This is a genomic window from Streptomyces sp. NPDC060002, from assembly GCF_042737245.1.
Classification (GTDB): domain Bacteria; phylum Actinomycetota; class Actinomycetes; order Streptomycetales; family Streptomycetaceae; genus Streptomyces.
Window position 1 is genome coordinate 1 of sequence record NZ_JBHWUW010000046.1, and the last position, 20,292, is coordinate 20,292.

A 20,292-nucleotide genomic window follows, 5' to 3' on the forward strand; every position below is an offset into this window, starting at 1 on the left:
GGCCACGAGGCGTGGGCCCTCCGTCCTGCGCGTGTGTGTCAGGGGGCCGTGGGCTCCCGGACGGGTTCGGGTGCCGAGGCGACCGAAGCCGGGACCGTCGCGTGCAGGGGGGCGCGTGCGGCGGGCACGGTGACGGGCATGGGCCGGCTCGCGGGCACGCTCACCGTGGAGCGGGCCGCGGGGCGGATCACGGAACGGGGCGTGGAGCGGGCCACGGGGGCACGCGACGGCTTCGGTACCGGCACCGTCATGGCGACGAGCACGCCGAGCGCGACCGCGGCGACGACGACGACCGCGATGCCGGGGCCCGAACTCGTCTGTGACAGCAGCAGCATGGCGAGCGTCGAGCAGATGACGGTGCAGGAACCGTACGTGAGCTGTGCGACAGTCGGACGAGGCATGGCAATCGGTGTCCTCGGAAGCGGGGGCGGTCTCGACTCTATTCGCCTGCATGCCCGAGCGGGACCAGCGGTAAGCGTGACCTAACCCACGGTGCCGGTGCACAGGGGGCGCACGGAGTCATGACGTCCATCAAGTGGACTGTCCCGCGCGCCTGTCACGGCCTCCGCCACGTTACAGTCACATGTCCGCAATGCGAACACGCGCTCCCAATAATGCAGTTGACTTGTCCAAGTCAAGGTCTGTCTTTTCTCGTAAACCAGTAGTCAAATAGCGTCACTTGACTACACGCGTATAACAGCGCGCGGACCTTCCTTGACAGGGATCCCCCCTTTCCGCGCGTCCGGACGCGTGCGTGGGAGGACTTCAAGTGACCAGTAGATCCTGGACGTTCAGGACGGCCGCCACGGTCGTCGCCCTTGCGGCGGCCTCGGCGACCTTCTCGACGTTCGCCGTGGCACAGGCCGCCGACAACACCTCGGCGAAGGCCCCGGCGGTGGACCGGCAGGACCCGCAGCCGGCCAAGGCCAAGGAGCACGACTTCGACGGCCCGCTCAGCAAGACCCAGGAGGCGCAGCGCGAGGAGGCTCTCAAGCAGGTCATATCCGGCGAGGCGTCGGTCAAGGACCGGGACGGCTCGAAGGTCGTCCAGCTCAAGAGCCGTAAGGGCGACAGCAAGTACGTCGAGCTCGGCCGCGAGAAGACCGACAAGATCTTCACGATCCTCGTCGAGTTCGGTGACCAGGTCGACAGCCGCTACGGCGGCACGGCCGGCCCGCTGCACAACCAGATAGCCGCGCCGGACCGCAGCAAGGACAACTCCACCGCCTGGCAGGCGGACTACAACCAGAAGCACTTCCAGGAGCTGTACTTCGGCACCGGCAAGAACACCGAGTCGCTGAAGAAGTACTACGAGAAGCAGTCCTCGGGCCGCTACTCGGTCGAGGGCGAGGTGACCGACTGGGTCAAGGTCCCCTACAACGAGGCCCGGTACGGCTCCAACAACGCCTCCACCGGCGCCTGGTACGCGGTCCAGGACGGCGTGAACGCGTGGGTCGCCGAGCGTGCGGCGGCCGGCGCCACCGCCGCCGAGATCAAGGCGGAGCTGGCCGGGTTCGACCAGTGGGACCGCTACGACTACGACGGCGACGGCGACTTCAACGAGTCCGACGGCTACATCGACCACTTCCAGATCGTGCACGCCGGCGAGGACGAGTCCGCGGGCGGCGGCGCCCAGGGCGCGGACGCCATCTGGGCCCACCGCTGGTACGCCTTCGGCACCGACGCAGGCTCCACCGGCCCGGACACCAACAAGCTCGGCGGCACCCAGGTCGGCGACACCGGCATCTGGATCGGCGACTACACCATCCAGCCGGAGAACGGCGGACTCGGCGTCTACGCGCACGAGTACGGCCACGACCTCGGTCTGCCGGACGAGTACGACACCTCCGGCGGGGGCGAGAACTCCACCGGCTTCTGGACCCTGATGTCCTCCGGTTCCTGGCTCGGCACCGGCAAGGAGGCCATCGGCAACCTTCCCGGCGACATGAACGCCTGGGACAAGCTCCAGCTGGGCTGGCTGGACTACGACGTCGCCAAGGCGGGCGTGAAGTCCACCCACACACTCGGCGTCGCGGAGTACAACACCAAGAACGCCCAGGCCCTCGTGGTCCAGTTGCCGGAGAAGGAGGTCACCACAGAGGTGGTCGCCCCGGCCGAGGGCGCCACGCAGTGGTGGAGCGGCAGCGGTGACGACCTGCGCAACACCCTGACCCGCGCGGTCGACCTGACCGGCAGGACGTCGGCCTCGCTGTCCCTGGACGGCTGGTGGGACATCGAGCAGGACTACGACTACCTGTACACCGAGGTCTCCACCGACGGCGCCAACTGGACGCCGGTCGACGGCACTCTGGCCGACGGCAGCGCCGTCCCGCGCGACGGCAGCGGCAAGCCCGCCCTCACCGGCACGGTCGACGCCTACCAGAAGCTGACCTTCCCGCTGAACGCCTACGCGGGCCAGAAGATCAGCGTCCGCTTCCGCTACGCCACCGACGGCGGCGTGGCCCAGAAGGGCTTCGCGGCCGACGAGATCACGGTCACGGCGGACGGCGCCACGCTCTTCGCCGACAACGCGGAGACCGCGGACGCGGCTTGGACGGCGACCGGCTTCTCCCGCATCGGCGCGTCCATCACGGACGACTACGCCCAGTACTACATCGCCGAGAACCGCCAGTACGTGTCGTACGACAAGACCCTCAAGGTCGGCCCGTACAACTTCGGCTTCTCGACGACCCGTCCGGACTGGGTGGAGCACTACGCGTACCAGAACGGTCTGCTGATCTGGAAGTGGGACACCTCGCAGGCGGACGACAACACCAGCCAGCACCCGGGTGAGGGCCTGATCCTCCCGGTCGACTCGCACCCGACCGCGCTGAAGTGGGCCGACGGCTCCGTGATGAACGCCCGTCTGCAGAGCTTCGACTCGCCCTTCAGCCAGTACCGCACCGACGCGATCACGCTGCACAGGGCGGACGTCGCGGTCAAGATCAAGTCGCGTCCGGGTGTCCCGGTCTTCGACGACGGCAAGTCGACGTACTACGACGCGGCGACCCCGCTCGCGGGCGTCAAGGTCACTGACACCAACACCTCGATCAAGATCGTCAACGAGCCCCTCAGCGGCTCGACGATCAAGGTGAAGATCGGCCCGTCGACCAAGTAGTCGACGTTTCGGCAGGTCAGACGCGTATCGGCGGCAACCCCTGGCGGGTTGTCGCCGATCGTGTTTAGGTGCCTCCTGTGCCCTTCTTATTGACACCGACAGTGACGCCGACCTCGAGAGCGACCTCGGCGACGACCTCTATACCGACTCGCACGGGGGTGTGACCGCATGGCCGCAGGAGGCTTCTGCAAGCTGCCCGACGGCATGGTGGTGGTGGCGCTGAACCTGCCCAGCCCCACCGCCCGGGAGGGCCTGCCGGGCCCCTCCGCGGACGTCCGCGTGCTGGTCCACGCCCACAACCGGGCACGGGCCCTGACCAGGCTCCGCAATCTCGGCCTGCGCGCGGTCTACCTGCGCGGCAACGCGGCACCGCCCACCCCGGACGAGGTCACGGCGGTGCTCCACCACCCGGAAGGCCTGATCTGGCGCACGGCCCCTGACAACGGTGTCCCGATCGGCGTCGTGGTCGTACCGGAGCTGTGGCGCCCCATCCGGTCGCTGCTGCGGGGCGCGGCGGCGTAGGCGGAGCGCGGCGCGCGGCGGGGCGGCGGCGGCCCGACGGCGGCTGGGCGTGGGCGTGGGCGTAGGCGTGCGCGCGCCGGTCGTGTGGGCGCGGACGGCGCCTCAGTACGCCTCGACCACCCGCACGTCCTCCTCCGTGACCACCGCGTCCACGATGCGGAACGAGCGGAACTGGAACTCGCCCCCGCCGTCCGTGTCCGCCGTCGACACCAGCACGTAGTGCGCGCCGGGCTCGTTCGCGTACGAGATGTCCGTGCGGGACGGGTACGCCTCCGTGGCCGTGTGGGAGTGGTAGATGATCACCGGATCCTCGTCGCGGTCGTCCAGCTCGCGGTAGAGCTTGAACAGGTCGCCCGAGTCGAACTCGTAGAACGTGGGTGACATGGCCGCGTTCAGCATCGGGATGAAGCGCTCCGGGCGGTCCGAGCCCGCCGGGCCCGCGACCACGCCGCACGCCTCGTCGGGGTGGTCCTTGCGCGCGTGGGCGACGATCTGGTCGTGCAGGGCCTGGGTGATGGTCAGCATGGTCGCCAGGATAAGCAAAGGGGCCGCCCCGTACCGGTGGGTGGTACGGAACGGCCCACATCGCGGACGTCCTGAGCGGCTGCCGCAGGGGGCGCCACGAGTGCTCCCTGCGGCCGGACGTCCCGGGGATGGTCGACGGGTCGGTCAGCCGACCTTCTCGAACTCCGGCTCGCGCCGGGCGGTGATCTCCGGGTTGCGGCCCTTCAGGACCGCCCAGCCGATGCCGAGCGCGACCGCCCAGCCCGCCATCACGTACAGGCAGACCCGGGAGTCGGCGTCGTACGCGATCAGGCCGGTGACGAAGAGCAGGAAGACGATGGCCACCCAGCTGAACGCCGAGCCGCCCGGGGCCGGGAAGGACGAGGCGGGCAGCCGGCCCGCGACGACCGCGCGGCGGTAGAGGACGTGACTGATCAGGATCATCAGCCAGGTCCAGATGCCGGCCGCGGTGGCCACCGAGGTGACGTAGCCGAAGGCCTTCTCCGGGACGACGTAGTTCAGGATCACGCCGATGCCCATGAAGAGGACCGAGACCGTGATGCCGAAGGCGGGGGTCTTGGTCGACGACAGCTTCCGGAAGACCGCGGGGGCCTCGCCGCTGTCGGCCAGGTTCCGCAGCATGCGGCCCGTGGAGTACATGCCCGAGTTGCAGGAGGACAGGGCCGCCGTCAGCACGACGAAGTTCACGATGCCGGCGCCCGCCGGGATGCCGATCTTCGCGAACGCCTCGACGAACGGGCTCACGCCCGGCGCGAACTCCGTCCACTTCACGACGCAGAGGATGACCGTGAGCGCGCCGACGTAGAACAGCGCGATGCGCCACGGCAGGGTGTTGATCGCCTTCGGGAGCGTCTTCTCCGGGTCCTGCGACTCGCCCGCCGTGACGCCGACCAGCTCGACCGCGAGGTAGGCGAACATGACGCCCTGGAGGGTCATCAGGGACGAGCCGACGCCCTTGGGGAAGAAGCCGTCGAAGGCCCACAGGTTGGAGACCGCGGCTGTGTCGCCGGCGCTGCTGAAGCCGAACGTGAGGACGCCGAGGCCGATGACGATCATGCCGATGAGCGCGGTGACCTTCACCATCGAGAACCAGAACTCCAGCTCACCGAAGAGCTTCACGGAGATCAGGTTGACCCCGAAGAGGATCACCAGGAAGACCAGTGCGGTCACCCACTGGGGGACGGCCGGGAACCAGTAGTTGACGTAGATCGCGGCGGCCGTGAGCTCGGCCATACCGGTGACGACCCACATCAGCCAGTACGTCCAGCCGGTGAAGTAGCCGAAGAACGGGCCGAGGAACTCGCGCGAGTACTCCGCGAAGGAGCCCGAGACCGGGCGGTAGAGCAGCAGCTCGCCCAGCGCCCGCATGATGAAGAAGATGATCCCGCCCGCGACGGCGTACATCAGGATGAGACTGGGACCGGCCTTGGCGATGTTCGCCCCGGCGCCCAGGAAGAGCCCGACGCCGATGGCGCCGCCGATCGCGATCATCTGGACCTGGCGGCTGCCGAGTCCGCGCTCGTACCCCTCTTCGGGAGTGTCAGTGACAGTGGTGTCAGTGACCTTCTCAGAGGTCATGTGTGGTGCGCCTTTCTCCATGCCGAACCGGGCCTCTCGTCGGCCTCGGATCGGGTTTCGATCCCCCCGGATTGATGGAGCGATGCCTGGCCGGCGATCAACCGGCTCGGTGGCGCACCCGGCCGAACATTCGGGTGGTGTTCGCCGGGCGGTCGTGAAGATTTATCACGCCCGCAATATTGATCAGCCGAGCGGTCTGTGGCGCACGACACAAGAAGAAGCGGATGAACGAGACACAAAGAGGACACTCCCGGCCGTCGCGTTGATGCGATCGTTATCCGGATTTGAGCGTCCTCTGAGCGAACAAGAATGCGCACGAACCACCGCATAAGAGCTATGCGGAAGGGCTGCGTGGAAGGGCTACGGCAGAAGAGTCGTCACGAGCGTCTCCTGGAGGCCGCCCAGCCACAGGTACGCCATCACCATCGGCTTGCGCGGGTCCTCGTCCGGCAGCCGGTAGAGGAGGTCGGTGTCGTCCTCGTCGGTGATCTCCAGGCGGGAGCCGATCGCGAGCCGCAGGTCGTTCAGCGCGCGGAGCCACTGCTGGGACTCCTGCGGCGTCAGCTTCAGCACCGCCCCGCCCGCACCGGCCGCCTCGGAGGCCAGCGCGTCCAGCGAGCGGACCACCGCGAGGGCGTTCTCGCGCTTGCCGGCCCGCAGGTCGTTCTCGGTGTAGCGGCGGAACTCGGCGGAGTGCGCCTTCTGCTCGTCCGCCCGCGCGGGCCCCGGGGTGCCCTCCGGGTCGGTGTAGGCGTCCGGGAAGAGGCGGCGCAGCACCGGGTCGGCGGGGGGCTCGCTCGGTCCCTCGGCGAAGAGTTCGGCGAGCGGGTCGTCGGGGGCGTCCTCGGCGGGGCCGGGGCCGATGAGCTCCAGGAGCTGCACGGCCAGCGACCGGATGATGGAGATCTCGACGTCGTCGAGTGCGACGGCCGCGCCGCCGCCGGGGAGCGGTTCGAAGTGTCCAGGCATAGGAGGGCAGGCTACTTCCGGTCCTGCTGGAGGGTGGCCCACAGGCCGTAACCGTGCATGGCCTGCACGTCGCGTTCCATCTCCTCGCGCGAGCCGCTGGAGACGACCGCCCGGCCCTTGTGGTGGACGTCCATCATGAGCTTGGTGGCCTTGTCCTTGGTGTACCCGAAGTACGACTGGAAGACGTACGTCACGTAGCTCATGAGGTTGACCGGGTCGTTGTGGACGATCGTGACCCACGGGACGTCCGGCTCGGGTACGGCGAAGACCTCCTCCGCCGACTCGGTGCGTTCGATCTCAAGGGGAGCGGGTGACGTCACAAGCCCAATGCTGCCACGCATCCGGGAAATCGTCACACCGACGAAAAGGGAGTACGATCCATTGCCATGAACACAGCGGACCTTGGGCTGCCGGAAGAAGAAGGGCGCGAAGCGCATCGTCAGGAGGGTGGTGGTGGGCGCCGGGTGGGCGTCCCGTCGACGGCGCTCTTCACGGACCAGTACGAACTGACGATGCTCCAGGCCGCCCTGAAAGCGGGCACGGCCGAACGGCGCAGCGTGTTCGAGGTCTTCACCCGGCGGTTGCCGGACGGCCGGCGCTACGGCGTCGTCGCGGGCACCGGGCGGGTCCTGGACGCCGTCGAGAACCTCCGCTTCGACGCCGACGTCCTCGGCTTCCTCCGGGAGCGGAACATCGTCGACGAGGAGACCCTCGACCGGCTCGCCGGATACCGCTTCTCGGGTGACATCTGGGGCTACCCGGAGGGCGAGGTCTACTTCCCGGGCTCGCCGATCATGCGGGTCGAGGGCTCCTTCGCCGAGTGCGTGCTCCTCGAGACCGTGATCCTCTCCATCCTCAACCACGACTCCGCGATCGCGGCCGCCGCCTCCCGGATGTCCTCCGCCGCGGGTGAGCGCCCCCTGATCGAGATGGGCGCCCGCCGCACCCACGAACTGGCCGCGGTCGCCGCCGCCCGCGCCGCCTACGTCGGCGGCTTCGCCACCACCTCCGACCTGGCCGCCGGCTTCCGCTACGGCATCCCCACGGTGGGCACCAGCGCCCACGCCTTCACCCTCCTCCACGACAGCGAGCGCGACGCCTTCCAGGCCCAGGTCGACTCGCTCGGCCGGGGCACCACCCTGCTCGTGGACACGTACGACGTCGCCGAGGCCGTCCGGACGGCCGTCGAGGTCGCCGGCCCCGAGCTCGGCGCGGTCCGCATCGACTCAGGCGACCTGCTCCTCGTGGCCCACCGGGTGCGCCAGCAGCTCGACGAGCTCGGCGCGACGAACACCCGGATCGTCGTCACCTCCGACCTCGACGAGTACGCCATCGCCTCGCTGGCCGCGGCCCCCGTCGACGCGTACGGCGTCGGCACCCAGCTGGTGACCGGTTCCGGGCACCCGACCTGCTCGATGGTCTACAAACTGGTCGCCCGCGCGGGATCCGCCGACCCGCAGGATCCCTTGGTGCCGGTGGCGAAGAAGTCCTCCGGCGGCAAGACCTCCATCGGCGGCCGCAAATGGGCGGCGCGCCGGCCCGACGCGTACGGGGTGGCCGAGGCCGAGGTCGTCGGCACCGGGGCCGTCCCCGCCGGACTGGCCGACCACCAGCTGCTCGTCCAGCTGGTCAAGGGCGGCGAGGTCCTCGGCCGCGAGCCCCTGGACACCGCCCGCGACCGCCACGCCGCGGCCCGCGCCGGCCTGCCCCTCTCCGCGAACCAGCTGTCGCGCGGGGAACCCGTCATTCCCACGGAGTATGTACAGGGCCTGTCGGGTAACTAGGGCGTGTGCCCGGCGCATACCGGGCGACGCCCCCTCCCGCGGGGCCGACAAAGTCTCTAGGCTCAATTACTTCACCCTCAGTCGAAGGACACCGACCATGCGCCGCGCCTTGATCGTCGTAGACGTGCAGAACGACTTCTGCGAGGGAGGCAGCCTCGCGGTGACCGGTGGCGCCGATGTGGCCGCCGCCATCACCGAGCTGATCGGGCAGGCGCCCGCCGGATACCGGCATGTGGTGGCCACCCGCGACCACCACATCGCGCCCGGCGGTCACTTCGCCGACAACCCCGACTACGTGCACTCCTGGCCCGCGCACTGCGTGGCGGGCACGGAGGGCGTCGGCTTCCACCCCAACTTCGCGCCCGCCGTCGCCTCCGGCGCCATCGACGCCGTCTTCGACAAGGGCGCCTACGCGGCCGCGTACAGCGGCTTCGAGGGCGCCGACGAGAACGGCGCCGGCCTGGGCGACTGGCTGCGGGACCGCCAGATCGACGAGGTGGACGTCGTCGGCATCGCGACCGACCACTGCGTACGCGCCACCGCCCTGGACGCCGCCCGCGAGGGCTTCCGCACCCAGGTCCTGCTGGACCTCACCGCCGGCGTGGCCAAGGAGAGCACCGACCGGGCTCTGGAGGAACTGCGCGCGGCTGGCGTGGAACTGACAGGGAAGCCGGTCGTGTAGGACAGGCCCCGGTCCCGGCGCCACCCGCCGCCCGCCGGTTACCGTTTCCGTAAGGTGTACGCACAACTCGCCCCAACGGAGATGGTGTTGACGCAACGCTCGCACGTACGGCGGCCCACGCTCGAAGACGTCGCCCGGCAGTCGGGAGTCTCGAAGTCGACCGTGTCCCGGGTGATCAACGGGGAGGCCCGGGTACGGGCTGAGGTCGTCGACCGGGTCCGTCAGGTGATCTCCGAGCTGGGGTACGTCCCCAACCAGGGGGCCCGGCAACTCGTCACCCACCGCACCGACGCCGTCGCCGTGGTCGCCGCCCAGCCCGAGAACCGGCTCTTCATCGACCCCTTCTTCGACCTCCTCCTGCGCGGCATCCGCCGCGAACTCGCGCTCCACGGCGCCCAGGCCGTCCTGCTGTTCCTGGAGGAGCCCGACGACTACACGCGCGTGGCCGACTACCTCGGCGGCGGCCACGTCGACGGCGCGATCCTGTTCTCCCTGCGCCCCGGCGACCGGCTGGCCGAGATCATCGACCGGCTCGGCCTCCCGGCCGTGTTCGGCGGCCGCCCGCTGCTGCGCGACGGCGACCCCGTACGGCCCGGCCAGGCCCATGTCGACGGCGACAACCGGGGCGGCGCCCGGCTGGCCGTCCAGCACCTGGTCTCCCTCGGGCGCCGGCGGATCGCGACCGTCGCCGGGCCCTACGACCAGGAGAACTCCGCCGCGGACCGGCTCGCCGGGTACCGGGACGTCCTGCGTGACCCCGTGACGCCGCACCTCGTCGAGCGGGCCGACTACACCCGGCAGGGCGGCGCCGACGGCATGGCCGCGCTGCTGGACCGCCACCCCGACCTCGACGCCGTGTTCGTCGCCTCCGACCTCATGGCGTCCGGCGCCCTCCAGACCCTGCGGGAGCGCGGCCGCAGGGTCCCCGAGGACGTGGCCGTCGTCGGCTTCGACGACCTCACCTCCATCGCCGAGACGACCGACCCGCCGCTCACCACCGTCCACCAGGACATCGAGGAGATGGGCCGGCTGATGGCTCGGCTGCTGCTCGCCCGGGAAGACGCGCCGGACATGTCACCGGACGGCAGACCGGACGACTCATCGGACGGCTCACCGGACGGACCCTCCGTGATCGTCCCCACCCGCCTGGTACGCCGCGCGTCGGCCTGACGGAGCGGCGAGATCTCACTCCCCGGCCCCATACCGTCCGCGATGTGGGATCACATTCCAGAAGCCGGACCGGGAATCGATACGATGAGCCCATGGTTCTGAACGACGTGAGCGAGAGGACGCCGGGCGCACTGCTCGTGGCGCGGCTGCACGTCGACCTGTGCAGGCTCGCCAGCGCCATCTGTTGACGCACACCCGCCGCCGTACGGCCGTGAGCCGATGGGGGTACCACCCGCGCGAGCGCAGCCGAGCGTGGGGGAGCCACACGCACGAACCCGCGCTGCCCACACCTTCCGACAGGAGCCCTGAGCCATGGCCATCGAGGTCCGCATCCCCACCATCCTCCGCCAGTACACCGACGGTCAGAAGGCGGTGGAGGGCACCGGTGACACCCTCGCCGGCCTGTTCACCGACCTCGAGACCCGGCACGCGGGCATCCACGCCCGCATCGTGGACGACGGAAAGCTGCGCCGCTTCGTCAACGTGTACCTGAACGACGAGGACGTCCGCTTCGTCGATGGCATCGACACCAAGCTGACCGACGGCGACACCGTGACCATCCTGCCGGCCGTGGCCGGCGGCATGGCCTGATCGGCCGCCGACCCCCATGCGTTACGACTCCCCGCTGGCCGCGGTGGGCAACACCCCTCTGGTGCGCCTGCCGCGGCTCTCGCCGTCCGCCGACGTCCGCATCTGGGCGAAGCTCGAGGACCGCAACCCCACCGGCTCGGTCAAGGACCGCCCCGCCCTGCACATGGTCGAGCAGGCGGAGAAGGACGGCCGCCTCACCCCCGGCTGCACCATCCTGGAACCGACGAGCGGCAACACCGGCATCTCCCTCGCCATGGCGGCCAGGCTCAAGGGCTACCGCATGGTCTGCGTGATGCCCGAGAACACCTCGCAGGAGCGCCGGGAACTGCTCGCCATGTGGGGCGCCGAGATCGTCCCCTCCCCGGCCGCGGGCGGCTCCAACACCGCGGTCCGCGTCGCCAAGGAGCTCGCCGCCGAGCACCCCGACTGGGTGATGCTCTACCAGTACGGCAACCCCGACAACGCCGGCGCCCACTACGCCACCACCGGCCCCGAGATCCTCGCGGACCTCCCGTCCATCACCCACTTCGTCGCCGGTCTCGGCACGACGGGCACGCTGATGGGCGTCGGCCGGTTCCTCCGCGAGAACAAGCCGGACGTGAAGATCGTCGCCGCCGAGCCGCGCTACGACGACCTGGTCTACGGCCTGCGCAACCTGGACGAGGGCTTCGTACCCGAGCTGTACGACGCCTCCGTCCTCACCACCCGCTTCTCGGTCGGCTCGGCGGACGCCGTGACCCGCACCCGGGAACTCCTCCAGCAGGAGGGCATCTTCGCGGGCGTCTCCACCGGAGCCGCCCTGCACGCGGCGATCGGCGTCGGCAACAAGGCGCTGAAGGCGGGGGAGAGCGCCGACATCGCGTTCGTCGTGGCGGACGGCGGCTGGAAGTACCTGTCGACGGGCGTCTACACCGCGGCCACCACGGAGGAAGCGATCGAGACCCTCCAGGGCCAGCTCTGGGCGTAGGGTTTCAGGTAGCCAGGTGACGGACCTGGTCCCACAGGACCGGGTCCACCACACCCACCCTGCGCCGGAAGTCGCTCATCCGGATCTGGCGCAACTCGTCCGTCTCCAGGAAACTCGGCCGCCCCTGCGCGTCCCCCACGGCACCCGGCGGCAGCGGGATCACGCCGGCCCGCTCGTCGTGGTACTTGCTGGTGATCTTCGCGACGGTGGCGCGGTCACCGCGCACCATGAGCACCAGACACGGCCGGTCCTTCGCTCCAGGGCCGTCCTCGAAGGGCACGTCCGCCCACCAGATCTCCGCGGGCTGGGGACGGTCGGCGATGCCGCGGCCCCGGGTCGACCGGCCCGAAGGCCGGCCCGTCTGCCGACCGGTCTTCCGGCCCGTCGCCCGGCCCGGCGGCCGGGTTCCGCGCCGCTGGGGCCGTCGCCCCCGCCCCCAGCCGTCCACGAGCGTCGCGACCAGCGCGAGCAGTATCACCGCCGCGAGCGCGAGCCACCAGGACGTGTCCATACGACGACGTTACCGGCGCGTGCACGCCCCCGCGCGCCCCATCCCCACTTCACTTGCCCCCGGTCCAGCCGAACCGGTGACACCACAGGTGAGTTCGCCCACAACGGCCCCTGGCGGAGGAGCGACCCGGGGTTTTGCGCCTTACGCTCGACGCACCGCACGACCCCCGTCGCCCCATTTAACGATCATTCGTTCCACGATCCGTCCCCCGGACCTCACCCGGTACTTCTCGGTTTCCCGCCAGCGGAGGTTTCGCCTTCATGAAGCTCACCGTCGTCGGCTGCTCGGGGTCGTTCCCGTCCGCGGAATCGGCCTGCTCGAGCTACCTCCTCGAGGCCGACGGCTTCCGGCTGCTTCTCGACATGGGCAACGGCGCCCTGGGCGAGCTGCAGCGCCACTGCGGTCTCTACGACCTCGACGCGATCTTCCTGAGTCATCTGCACGCCGACCACTGCATCGACATGTGCGCCTACTTCGTCGCGCGCTACTACCGGCACGACGGCGGCCGCTGCGACCCCATCCCGGTCTACGGCCCGGAGGGCACGGAGCACCGCCTGACCACGGCCTACGCCGACACCCCGTCGGCCTCCTCGATGAGCGAGGTCTTCGACTTCCACACGGTCAAGCCGTCCACCTTCGACATCGGCCCGTTCACCGTGCACACCGAACGAGTGGCGCACCCGGTGGAGGCGTACGGCATCCGCGTCGAACACGGCGGCAGGTCGCTGACCTACTCCGGCGACACCGGCATCAGCCCCGCGCTGGACGAACTCGCCCGCGACACCGACCTCTTCCTGTGCGAGGCCGCTTTCACGCACGGCAAGGAGAGCATCCCCGACCTGCACCTCAACGGCCGCGAAGCCGGCGAGACGGCGAGCAGGGCGGGCGCGAGGAAGCTCGTGCTGACCCACATCCCGCCGTGGACGGACCCCCGGGTCAACCTGGCGGACGCCCGCGCGGTGTTCGACGGCCCGGTGGAACTGGCCGCGCCGAGGCTGACGTACGAGATCTAGACCCCGTGCGACGCAGAAGGCGCAGAAGGCCCCCGGAGCGGTTCAGGGCGGTTCAGGGCTCCGGGGGCCTTCGCATGTCCTGCACGGGCGTGCTGCGTGCCTACGCCTTGGTGAGGTCCTCGACCTCCTCCTCGGGCTCACGGCCCGGGGTGGGGAGGTTCCACCTGATGATGGCGAAGCGGAACGTGGCGTAGTAGATCGCGGCGAAGACCAGGCCGATGGGGATGATCAGCCAGGGCTTGGTGGCGAGGTTCCAGTTGAGGGCGTAGTCGATGAAGCCCGCGGAGAAGTTGAAGCCGTCGTGGACTCCCAGCCCCCATGTGACCGCCATGGAGACGGCGGTCAGCACCGCGTGGATCACGTAGAGCAGCGGGGCGATGAACATGAACGAGAACTCGATCGGCTCGGTCACGCCGGTCACGAACGAGGTCAGGGCGAGCGAGACCATCATGCCCATCACGGCCTTGCGGCGCTCGGGGCGAGCGGTGTGTGCGATGGCCAGGGCGGCGGCCGGGAGGCCGAACATCATGATCGGGAAGAAGCCGGACATGAACATTCCGGCGGTCGGGTCCCCGTGCAGGAAGCGGTTGTAGTCACCGGTGAAGACCTGACCCGCCGCGTCCTTGAACTCACCGAGCTGGAACCAGGCCACCGTGTTCACGAACTGGTGCATGCCGACGGGGATCAGCGCACGGTTGATGAGACCGAAGAGGGCGGCACCGAAGGAACCCAGGCCGGTCATCCACTCGCCGAAGTTTCCGATGCCCTCGCCGATGGGCTCCCAGACCAGCCCGAAGAAGACACCGACGACGATGCCGACGAAGGCCATGATGATCGGAACGAGCCGGCGGCCGTTGAAGAAGCCCAGCCAGTCGACCAGCTTCGTACGGTGGAACTTCTGCCAGAAGACCGCGGCGAGCAGACCCATGATGATGCCGCCGAGCACCCCGGGGTTGTTGTAACTCGCGGCTATGTCCGCGCCTTCGGTCACCTTGGCCTCGGTCACCGGGAAGGACTCAAGGACCTTGCTGTAGACCAGGAAGCCCACCAGCGCGGCGAGGGCGGTCGATCCGTCGGACTTCTTGGCAAAGCCGATGGCCACACCGATGCAGAAGAGCATCGGCAGGTTGCCGGTGATGGCGCCGCCCGCGTTGCTGAAGACAGAGGCGACCTTGTCCCAGCCCAGGCCGTCTGCCCCGAAGACGTCGGGTTGACCGAGTCGGACTATGAGGCCCGCCGCCGGCAGCACGGCGATCGGGAGCTGAAGGCTGCGGCCGACCTTCTGGAGACCCTGCAACAGGCCGGACCCCCGCTTCTTCGCGGGGGCCGCCGGGGGCGCGGTGGCGGTGCTCATGGACTTCCTCCATCGGTGGTGGTCTACACCACTCAGTGGTGTAGACCATGTTGTAGCACGATGAAGGTGGCGTAAGGAACCCACGATTCCCGTAATCGTGGTATTACGCTCAGCTACGTCCGGCTGTCGCCCGACAACCGCCCCGGCAACCGCCTCGGCAACCGCCCCACTACGCCTTCGTGACGTCCTCCCGCTCCTCCTCCGGCTCGCGCCCGGGGGTCTTCAGATCGAACTTCGTGATCGCGAAACGGAAGATCGCGTAGTAGAGGACGGCGAAGCACAGGCCGATCGGGACGATCGCCCACGGCCGCGTCGCCAGGTTCCAGTTGATGACGTAGTCGATGAGCCCGGCCGAGAAACTGAAACCGTCGTGCACGCCCAGCCCCCACGTCACCGCCATCGACGCCCCCGTCAGCACCGCGTGCACCGCGTACAGCAGGGGTGCGACGAACAGGAACGAGTACTCGATCGGCTCGGTGATACCCGTGACGAACGAGGTCAGCGCCACGGAGAGCATCAGACCGCCGACCTCCTTGCGGCGGGACGGCCTCGCGCAGTGCGTGATGGCGAGCGCCGCCGCGGGCAGCGCGAACATCATGATCGGGAAGAAACCCGAGGTGAACTGACCCGCGTCCGGGTCGCCCGCCAGGAACATGTTGATGTCACCGTGCACCACCGTGCCGTCCGGCTTCGTGAAACTGCCGAACTGGAACCAGATGGGCACGTTCAGGAACTGATGCAGACCGATCACCAGCAACGCCCGGTTCGCGACACCGAAGATGCCCGCACCCCACGCGTCCAGCCCGTCGAGCCAGTCGCTGAAGCTCTCCAGGGCGTCGCCGATCGGCGGCCAGACCCACAGACACAACGCTGCGAACGCGATCGCGACGAACGCCATGATGATCGGCACCAGCCGCCGCCCGTTGAAGAAGCCCAGCCAGTCCACCAGCTTCGTGCGGTGGTACCGCTGCCAGAAGAACGCCGTCAGCAACCCGATGACGATCCCGCCGAACACCCCCGGATTCTGGTATGCGAACGCCCCCACCGTGTTGTCCGTCGCCTGGCACCCGATGTTCGGGATCACCTTCGAACCCGGCCCGCAGTCCTCCGGGAACTGCCGCAACACGTTGTAGTAGACGAGGAATCCCGCCACCGCCGCCAGCGCCGTGGAACCGTCCGACTTCTTCGCCATGCCGATGGCCACACCGATGCAGAACAGCAGCGGCAGTCCGAGGGAACCGTCGAGCAGCGCCGCGCCCGCGCCCGCCATCACCTTCGCCACGTTCGTCCAGCCGAGCCCGTCGTCCCCGAACACATCAGGCTGGCCGAGCCTGTTGAGGATGCCCGCGGCCGGCAGCACCGCGATCGGCAGCTGAAGACTGCGCCCCATCTTCTGGAGGCCCTGGAACGCGGTGTGCCAGCGCCGGCGTGCGGGGCTGATCTTTGTCTCGGCGCTCTCGGCACTCATCGTTTGGCGACCGCCTGTCAGGTGGTGTAGACCAGCTACGGACGATTGGGTTGCTGCGACGTCATCACTGACGTCATCCTTCGGTACACCCGGCACAATCGCTCGCGAAGTTGGGCCAACTGTGGGTTACTGCGACAAAGCGGTTCACATCGCGGTTCGCATCAGGGAATTCAGGGAGACGGAACATGGCCACCAAGGCTGAGAAGATCGTCGCCGGACTCGGCGGCCTCGACAACATCGAAGAGATCGAAGGCTGCATCACCCGGCTGCGCACCGAGGTCAACGACGCCTCGCTCGTCGACGAAGCCGCCCTGAAGGCCGCCGGCGCCCACGGCGTCGTCAAGATGGGCACCGCCATCCAGGTCGTCATCGGCACCGACGCCGACCCCATCGCCGCGGAGATCGAAGACATGATGTGAGTTGACGCGCTCACTCCCGAGGGCTCACTGCCGAGCGGTTATCCGTGAGCGCTCACTCTTGAGGGCTCCTCCCAGCGCCGTGGGAGGAGCCCTTCCGCAGGTACGGCTAGGCTCAGCGCCATGTCTCGAATCGACGGCCGCACCCCCGAACAGCTCCGCCCCGTCACCATCGAACGCGGCTGGAGCAAGCACGCCGAGGGCTCCGTCCTCGTCTCCTTCGGCGACACGAAGGTCTTCTGCACCGCCTCCGTCACCGAAGGCGTCCCCCGCTGGCGCAAGGGCAGCGGCGAGGGCTGGGTCACCGCGGAGTACTCCATGCTCCCCCGCGCCACCAACACCCGCGGCGACCGCGAGTCCGTCCGCGGCAAGATCGGCGGCCGCACGCACGAGATCTCCCGCCTCATCGGCCGCTCCCTGCGCGCGGTCATCGACTACAAGGCACTGGGCGAGAACACCATCGTCCTCGACTGCGACGTCCTCCAGGCCGACGGCGGCACGCGCACCGCGGCCATCACCGGCGCCTACGTCGCGTTGGCGGACGCCATCACATGGGCCCAGGGCCGCAAGCTCATCAAGGCCGGCCGCCAGCCCCTCACCGGCACGGTGAGCGCGGTCTCGGTCGGCATCGTGGGAGGGGTGCCCCTGCTGGACCTCCGCTACGAGGAAGACGTCCGCGCCGAGACCGACATGAACGTCGTCTGCACCGGCGACGGCCGCTTCGTCGAGGTCCAAGGCACCGCCGAGGCCGAGCCGTTCGCCCGCGAGGAACTCAACTCCCTTCTGGACCTCGCCGTTCTGGGCTGCACGGAACTGACTGTCCTCCAGCGCACGGCACTTGATACGGTCCTCGAAAAGTAAAGGGAACACCAAGAGGAGCGGCGGGCGAGAGCAACCGGTCCGCCCGCCGAGGCGTCTTGGTCAGTACACCAACGGGGGCCTCCTGGGCCTGGCAAGGGGAGGAACACACTTATGTCCACGGCCGCGAGCCGACGCCCACAGAAGCGTCGTCGTACCGTCATAGTCACCGCCGCGGCGGCCGTCGCCCTCACCGTGGGACTGACGGCGACCGGCTGCGACGCAGTCAACAAGGCCCTGGACTGCGTCCAGACCGCCGACTCCATCGCCGACAGCGTCACCGACCTCCAGCAGGCCGTGGAGAACGCCACGAACGACCCCACGCAGACGGAGGAGTCGCTGACCTCCATCGAGAACAACCTCGACAAGATAGGCGACAAGACGGACAACACCGACGTCAACAAGGCGGTCGACGACCTCCAGGCTGCCGTCGCCAACGTCCGCACAGCCGTCGAGAACGGCGACAACACGCCCGACCTCAGCCCGGTCACGGACGCGGCGGGCGAACTGACGAAGGTCTGCACCCCGTAGGACCCGACAGAACCGGGGCGGCGGAACTGGGGATACTGGGCGCATGACCCGCCTGATCCTCGCCACCCGCAACGCCGGAAAGATCACCGAACTGAGGTCGATCCTCGCCGACGCAGGCCTGCCCCACGACCTCGTCGGCGCGGACGCCTACCCCGACATCCCCGACGTCAGGGAAACCGGCGTCACCTTCGCCGAGAACGCCCTGCTGAAGGCCCACGCCCTCGCGCAGGCGACGGGCCTCCCGGCCGTCGCCGACGACTCGGGCCTCTGCGTCGACGTGCTCAACGGCGCCCCGGGCATCTTCTCGGCCCGCTGGTCGGGCAGACACGGCGACGACCGGGCCAACCTGGACCTGCTCCTGGCCCAGCTCTCGGACATCGCCGACGAACACCGGGGCGCCCACTTCGCCTGCGCGGCGGCTCTGGCCCTCCCGGACGGCACGGAACGCGTCGTCGAAGGCCGCCTCACCGGCACCCTGCGCCGCACCCCGGCCGGCACGAACGGGTTCGGCTACGACCCGATCCTCCAGCCGGACGACGAGTCCCGCACCTGCGCGGAACTGACGGCAGCGGAGAAGAACGCAATCAGCCACCGCGGCAAGGCATTCCGGGGGCTGGTGCCGGTGGTACGGGAGTTGCTGGGCTGAGGACTGCCCACCAGCAAGGTCCGGATTGCGGAAGTCGCACGCCGGACCTTGCAAGTGAAGGCAAGTGCGGCCTGAGGGATTCGAACCCTCACGGGATTGCTCCCATCGCGCCCTAAACGCGAGGCGTCTGCCGTTCCGCCAAGGCCGCTGGCCGCCCGTCGTCGAGCGACGGGTGCCTGCAAGTGTACGGGGATCCGCGGCTGTCCGGCGAGCGGCGTCCTGTCTTCCTGTCGACACCACGTCTGCGCCGGCGCATGGCAGTTGGGGCACGGGCCGCGCAGGTTCTCTTCGCGATTGTCCCGCCAGTTGCCGGTGACATGGTCGACCCGCAGGGAGACATGCGGCTCAGCGTCGCCCGGGATCGGCTGTCGTCGGGAACACCCAGGGCTCGTGCCACGCCACTGAGCCGTTCCTTGCCGTATGCGTCCGAGCGTTCGGCTGCGCCCCGCACGTCCAGACCCCATCCGTCACCGACCACCCGTTCGTGGTCTCGTACGGAGTGACGAACCGCTTATCGGACAGTCACGCCCGGAACGTGGAGCGGCCCGTGTCGGGAGGTTCCGACGCGGGCCGCTCGCCGGCAGAAAAGGGGCTCAGATGCCCAGGTCCTTGATGATCTTGGCTACGTGGCCGGTGGCCCGGACGTTGTACAGGGCTTGTTCGACCTTGCCGGACTCGTCGACCACGATCGTGGAGCGGATGACGCCCATGTAGGTCTTGCCGTAGTTCTTCTTCTCGCCGTACGCGGCATAGGCCTCGGTGACGGCCTTCTCGGGGTCGGCCAGGAGGGTGACCTTCAGGGACTCCTTGTCGCGGAACCTGCCCAGCTTCTCGGGGCTGTCGGGGGAGATGCCGATGACGTCGTACCCGGCGCCGGCCAGGAGTTCCAGGTTGTCCGTGAAGTCGCAGGCCTGCTTCGTGCAGCCGGGGGTAAGCGCGGCGGGGTAGAAGTAGACGATGACCTTGCGGCCCTTGTGGTCCGACAAGGACACCTGGTTGCCGTCGGCGTCGGGGAGGGTGAAGGCGGGGGCCACGTCCCCGGGCTGGAGTCGCTCGCTCATCGGGCCAGCGTAACCGGGGGTCCTGACAGTGCGGCGGCGGGCAGAGCTGACAGACTGTCCAGAACAGGAAACAGCTGACTTCGGAGGCCTTACCGTGGCGGAGACGTCGGACACCAGAACCCCGGCGCAGATCGAGGCGGACATCAGGGCCCGCCGCGAGGTGCTGGCGGAGACGCTGGACGAGATCGGGGTGCGGGTGCACCCGAAGACCATCGTCGGGGACGCCAAGGCCAAGGTCGTCGCCAACGTCGATCACACGCTCGGGAGGGCCTACGTCCAGGTCAACCGCGCCGTGAGCGAGGTGCGGGCACAGTTCGTGGACGAGGAGGGCGCGCCCCGGCTGGAGCGGGTCGTGCCGGTGGCGCTCGTGGTCGTCGGCGTCGTGGGGCTGCTCGCGTTCAGCGGGCTGCGCCGCAAGCGCTGACCGCCGTGCCTGCCCGGGTGCTCCCCGGGGCCCCACTCGCGTACGGATCTGCTTCGGGCAGGTAGGTTCAGTGGTGTGAGCGCCAAGAGAGACGACCTGAGTAC

Annotated in this window: 23 protein-coding genes and 1 tRNA gene; 14 read left to right on the forward strand and 10 right to left on the reverse strand. The window is 69.1% G+C overall.

The window, feature by feature from the left end; all coding sequences use genetic code 11:
• Window positions 1-38 precede the first annotated feature (38 nt).
• Window positions 39-401, reverse strand: a complete 363-nt coding sequence (locus ACFWBD_RS31035; RefSeq protein ID WP_385673991.1) for a hypothetical protein — start codon at window positions 399-401, stop codon at window positions 39-41.
• A gap of 368 nt (window positions 402-769) precedes the next feature.
• Between ACFWBD_RS31035 and ACFWBD_RS31040 the strand changes: the two genes are divergently transcribed.
• Both ACFWBD_RS31040 and ACFWBD_RS31045 read left to right on the forward strand, forming a co-directional pair.
• On the forward strand, window positions 770-3,118 hold the full coding sequence (locus tag ACFWBD_RS31040) for an immune inhibitor A domain-containing protein (RefSeq protein WP_385673994.1): 2,349 nt from the start codon (window positions 770-772) through the stop codon (window positions 3,116-3,118).
• Between the two features lie 168 nt (window positions 3,119-3,286).
• On the forward strand, window positions 3,287-3,640 hold the full coding sequence (locus ACFWBD_RS31045) for a hypothetical protein (protein WP_385673997.1): 354 nt from the start codon (window positions 3,287-3,289) through the stop codon (window positions 3,638-3,640).
• A 102-nt stretch (window positions 3,641-3,742) separates the two neighbouring features.
• Here ACFWBD_RS31045 and ACFWBD_RS31050 read toward each other — a convergent pair whose 3' ends face one another.
• The 4 genes from ACFWBD_RS31050 to clpS all read right to left on the reverse strand — a co-directional run bounded on the left by ACFWBD_RS31050 (window position 3,743) and on the right by clpS (window position 7,041).
• Entirely contained in the window at window positions 3,743-4,165 is a 423-nt protein-coding gene (locus ACFWBD_RS31050) for a M67 family metallopeptidase (RefSeq protein WP_351764361.1), read from the reverse strand.
• A gap of 144 nt (window positions 4,166-4,309) precedes the next feature.
• Window positions 4,310-5,743 carry an amino acid permease gene (locus ACFWBD_RS31055; RefSeq protein ID WP_385674000.1) on the reverse strand — a complete coding sequence of 478 codons (1,434 nt, stop codon included), beginning with the start codon at window positions 5,741-5,743 and terminating at the stop codon, window positions 4,310-4,312.
• Between the two features lie 360 nt (window positions 5,744-6,103).
• The gene (locus tag ACFWBD_RS31060) at window positions 6,104-6,712 is read right to left on the reverse strand and encodes a DUF2017 domain-containing protein (RefSeq protein WP_351764363.1); all 609 of its coding nucleotides are present in this window, start codon (window positions 6,710-6,712) and stop codon (window positions 6,104-6,106) included.
• A gap of 11 nt (window positions 6,713-6,723) precedes the next feature.
• Window positions 6,724-7,041 (reverse strand): ATP-dependent Clp protease adapter ClpS, encoded by a 318-nt coding sequence (gene clpS / locus ACFWBD_RS31065; RefSeq protein ID WP_351764433.1) that lies wholly within the window; start codon window positions 7,039-7,041, stop codon window positions 6,724-6,726.
• Between the two features lie 57 nt (window positions 7,042-7,098).
• On the opposite strand from clpS, the gene ACFWBD_RS31070 reads away from it, so the two are divergent.
• The 6 genes from ACFWBD_RS31070 to ACFWBD_RS31095 all read left to right on the forward strand — a co-directional run bounded on the left by ACFWBD_RS31070 (window position 7,099) and on the right by ACFWBD_RS31095 (window position 11,906).
• Window positions 7,099-8,496 carry a nicotinate phosphoribosyltransferase gene (locus tag ACFWBD_RS31070; protein ID WP_385674004.1) on the forward strand — a complete coding sequence of 466 codons (1,398 nt, stop codon included), beginning with the start codon at window positions 7,099-7,101 and terminating at the stop codon, window positions 8,494-8,496.
• A 97-nt stretch (window positions 8,497-8,593) separates the two neighbouring features.
• Window positions 8,594-9,178 (forward strand): nicotinamidase, encoded by a 585-nt coding sequence (locus ACFWBD_RS31075; RefSeq protein ID WP_385674007.1) that lies wholly within the window; start codon window positions 8,594-8,596, stop codon window positions 9,176-9,178.
• Between the two features lie 81 nt (window positions 9,179-9,259).
• Window positions 9,260-10,348 (forward strand): LacI family DNA-binding transcriptional regulator, encoded by a 1,089-nt coding sequence (locus ACFWBD_RS31080; protein WP_385674010.1) that lies wholly within the window; start codon window positions 9,260-9,262, stop codon window positions 10,346-10,348.
• A gap of 92 nt (window positions 10,349-10,440) precedes the next feature.
• The gene (locus tag ACFWBD_RS31085; protein ID WP_385674013.1) at window positions 10,441-10,536 is read left to right on the forward strand and encodes a putative leader peptide; all 96 of its coding nucleotides are present in this window, start codon (window positions 10,441-10,443) and stop codon (window positions 10,534-10,536) included.
• Window positions 10,537-10,660: 124 nt separating this feature from the next.
• On the forward strand, window positions 10,661-10,939 hold the full coding sequence (locus ACFWBD_RS31090; RefSeq protein WP_351764367.1) for a MoaD/ThiS family protein: 279 nt from the start codon (window positions 10,661-10,663) through the stop codon (window positions 10,937-10,939).
• 16 nt (window positions 10,940-10,955) lie between these two features.
• Window positions 10,956-11,906 carry a PLP-dependent cysteine synthase family protein gene (locus ACFWBD_RS31095; RefSeq protein ID WP_385674016.1) on the forward strand — a complete coding sequence of 317 codons (951 nt, stop codon included), beginning with the start codon at window positions 10,956-10,958 and terminating at the stop codon, window positions 11,904-11,906.
• Window positions 11,907-11,910: 4 nt separating this feature from the next.
• Here the strand turns inward: ACFWBD_RS31095 and ACFWBD_RS31100 are convergent, their stop codons facing one another.
• The gene (locus tag ACFWBD_RS31100; protein WP_385674019.1) at window positions 11,911-12,417 is read right to left on the reverse strand and encodes a type II toxin-antitoxin system PemK/MazF family toxin; all 507 of its coding nucleotides are present in this window, start codon (window positions 12,415-12,417) and stop codon (window positions 11,911-11,913) included.
• 260 nt (window positions 12,418-12,677) lie between these two features.
• Here ACFWBD_RS31100 and ACFWBD_RS31105 point away from each other — a divergent pair, with 260 nt between their 5' ends.
• Window positions 12,678-13,430, forward strand: coding sequence for an MBL fold metallo-hydrolase (locus tag ACFWBD_RS31105; protein WP_385674022.1), 753 nt, complete (start codon window positions 12,678-12,680; stop codon window positions 13,428-13,430).
• A gap of 100 nt (window positions 13,431-13,530) precedes the next feature.
• Here the strand turns inward: ACFWBD_RS31105 and ACFWBD_RS31110 are convergent, their stop codons facing one another.
• Window positions 13,531-14,784 (reverse strand): PTS transporter subunit EIIC, encoded by a 1,254-nt coding sequence (locus ACFWBD_RS31110; RefSeq protein ID WP_385674025.1) that lies wholly within the window; start codon window positions 14,782-14,784, stop codon window positions 13,531-13,533.
• A gap of 169 nt (window positions 14,785-14,953) precedes the next feature.
• Complete coding sequence (locus ACFWBD_RS31115) at window positions 14,954-16,252, reverse strand: PTS transporter subunit EIIC (protein ID WP_385674028.1); 1,299 nt, start codon at window positions 16,250-16,252, stop codon at window positions 14,954-14,956.
• A gap of 185 nt (window positions 16,253-16,437) precedes the next feature.
• Here ACFWBD_RS31115 and ACFWBD_RS31120 point away from each other — a divergent pair, with 185 nt between their 5' ends.
• The 4 genes from ACFWBD_RS31120 to rdgB all read left to right on the forward strand — a co-directional run bounded on the left by ACFWBD_RS31120 (window position 16,438) and on the right by rdgB (window position 18,703).
• On the forward strand, window positions 16,438-16,671 hold the full coding sequence (locus ACFWBD_RS31120; protein WP_020132213.1) for a glucose PTS transporter subunit EIIB: 234 nt from the start codon (window positions 16,438-16,440) through the stop codon (window positions 16,669-16,671).
• A gap of 120 nt (window positions 16,672-16,791) precedes the next feature.
• Window positions 16,792-17,529 carry a ribonuclease PH gene (gene rph, locus ACFWBD_RS31125; RefSeq protein WP_385674031.1) on the forward strand — a complete coding sequence of 246 codons (738 nt, stop codon included), beginning with the start codon at window positions 16,792-16,794 and terminating at the stop codon, window positions 17,527-17,529.
• A 111-nt stretch (window positions 17,530-17,640) separates the two neighbouring features.
• The gene (locus ACFWBD_RS31130) at window positions 17,641-18,057 is read left to right on the forward strand and encodes a hypothetical protein (RefSeq protein ID WP_385674034.1); all 417 of its coding nucleotides are present in this window, start codon (window positions 17,641-17,643) and stop codon (window positions 18,055-18,057) included.
• Between the two features lie 43 nt (window positions 18,058-18,100).
• On the forward strand, window positions 18,101-18,703 hold the full coding sequence (rdgB, locus tag ACFWBD_RS31135; protein ID WP_385674037.1) for an RdgB/HAM1 family non-canonical purine NTP pyrophosphatase: 603 nt from the start codon (window positions 18,101-18,103) through the stop codon (window positions 18,701-18,703).
• A 65-nt stretch (window positions 18,704-18,768) separates the two neighbouring features.
• Here the strand turns inward: rdgB and ACFWBD_RS31140 are convergent.
• Together ACFWBD_RS31140 and bcp are read right to left on the reverse strand one after the other, a co-directional pair.
• A tRNA-Leu gene (locus tag ACFWBD_RS31140) sits at window positions 18,769-18,851 on the reverse strand.
• A 445-nt stretch (window positions 18,852-19,296) separates the two neighbouring features.
• Window positions 19,297-19,764: a thioredoxin-dependent thiol peroxidase gene (gene bcp, locus ACFWBD_RS31145; protein WP_385674040.1), complete on the reverse strand. Its 468-nt coding sequence runs from the start codon at window positions 19,762-19,764 to the stop codon at window positions 19,297-19,299.
• 94 nt (window positions 19,765-19,858) lie between these two features.
• Between bcp and ACFWBD_RS31150 the strand changes: the two genes are divergently transcribed.
• On the forward strand, window positions 19,859-20,188 hold the full coding sequence (locus tag ACFWBD_RS31150; RefSeq protein ID WP_385674043.1) for a DUF3618 domain-containing protein: 330 nt from the start codon (window positions 19,859-19,861) through the stop codon (window positions 20,186-20,188).
• The last annotated feature ends 104 nt before the right edge of the window (window positions 20,189-20,292 follow it).

Excerpts from the sequence above, each read along its gene's own strand:
- bcp (WP_385674040.1), bottom strand. The coding sequence starts at position 19,764 with ATGAGCGAGCGACTCCAGCCCGGGGACGTGGCCCCCGCCTTCACCCTC.
- ACFWBD_RS31050 (WP_351764361.1), bottom strand. The coding sequence starts at position 4,165 with ATGCTGACCATCACCCAGGCCCTGCACGACCAGATCGTCGCCCACGCG.
- ACFWBD_RS31085 (WP_385674013.1), top strand. The coding sequence starts at position 10,441 with ATGGTTCTGAACGACGTGAGCGAGAGGACGCCGGGCGCACTGCTCGTG.
- ACFWBD_RS31090 (WP_351764367.1), top strand. The coding sequence starts at position 10,661 with ATGGCCATCGAGGTCCGCATCCCCACCATCCTCCGCCAGTACACCGAC.
- rdgB (WP_385674037.1), top strand. The coding sequence starts at position 18,101 with ATGACCCGCCTGATCCTCGCCACCCGCAACGCCGGAAAGATCACCGAA.
- ACFWBD_RS31120 (WP_020132213.1), top strand. The coding sequence starts at position 16,438 with ATGGCCACCAAGGCTGAGAAGATCGTCGCCGGACTCGGCGGCCTCGAC.
- ACFWBD_RS31115 (WP_385674028.1), bottom strand. The coding sequence starts at position 16,252 with ATGAGTGCCGAGAGCGCCGAGACAAAGATCAGCCCCGCACGCCGGCGC.
- ACFWBD_RS31100 (WP_385674019.1), bottom strand. The coding sequence starts at position 12,417 with ATGGACACGTCCTGGTGGCTCGCGCTCGCGGCGGTGATACTGCTCGCG.
- ACFWBD_RS31075 (WP_385674007.1), top strand. The coding sequence starts at position 8,594 with ATGCGCCGCGCCTTGATCGTCGTAGACGTGCAGAACGACTTCTGCGAG.
- ACFWBD_RS31110 (WP_385674025.1), bottom strand. The coding sequence starts at position 14,784 with ATGAGCACCGCCACCGCGCCCCCGGCGGCCCCCGCGAAGAAGCGGGGG.
- ACFWBD_RS31105 (WP_385674022.1), top strand. The coding sequence starts at position 12,678 with ATGAAGCTCACCGTCGTCGGCTGCTCGGGGTCGTTCCCGTCCGCGGAA.
- ACFWBD_RS31045 (WP_385673997.1), top strand. The coding sequence starts at position 3,287 with ATGGCCGCAGGAGGCTTCTGCAAGCTGCCCGACGGCATGGTGGTGGTG.
- ACFWBD_RS31080 (WP_385674010.1), top strand. The coding sequence starts at position 9,260 with ATGGTGTTGACGCAACGCTCGCACGTACGGCGGCCCACGCTCGAAGAC.
- rph (WP_385674031.1), top strand. The coding sequence starts at position 16,792 with ATGTCTCGAATCGACGGCCGCACCCCCGAACAGCTCCGCCCCGTCACC.
- ACFWBD_RS31055 (WP_385674000.1), bottom strand. The coding sequence starts at position 5,743 with ATGACCTCTGAGAAGGTCACTGACACCACTGTCACTGACACTCCCGAA.
- ACFWBD_RS31095 (WP_385674016.1), top strand. The coding sequence starts at position 10,956 with ATGCGTTACGACTCCCCGCTGGCCGCGGTGGGCAACACCCCTCTGGTG.
- ACFWBD_RS31070 (WP_385674004.1), top strand. The coding sequence starts at position 7,099 with ATGAACACAGCGGACCTTGGGCTGCCGGAAGAAGAAGGGCGCGAAGCG.
- ACFWBD_RS31060 (WP_351764363.1), bottom strand. The coding sequence starts at position 6,712 with ATGCCTGGACACTTCGAACCGCTCCCCGGCGGCGGCGCGGCCGTCGCA.
- ACFWBD_RS31035 (WP_385673991.1), bottom strand. The coding sequence starts at position 401 with ATGCCTCGTCCGACTGTCGCACAGCTCACGTACGGTTCCTGCACCGTC.
- ACFWBD_RS31130 (WP_385674034.1), top strand. The coding sequence starts at position 17,641 with ATGTCCACGGCCGCGAGCCGACGCCCACAGAAGCGTCGTCGTACCGTC.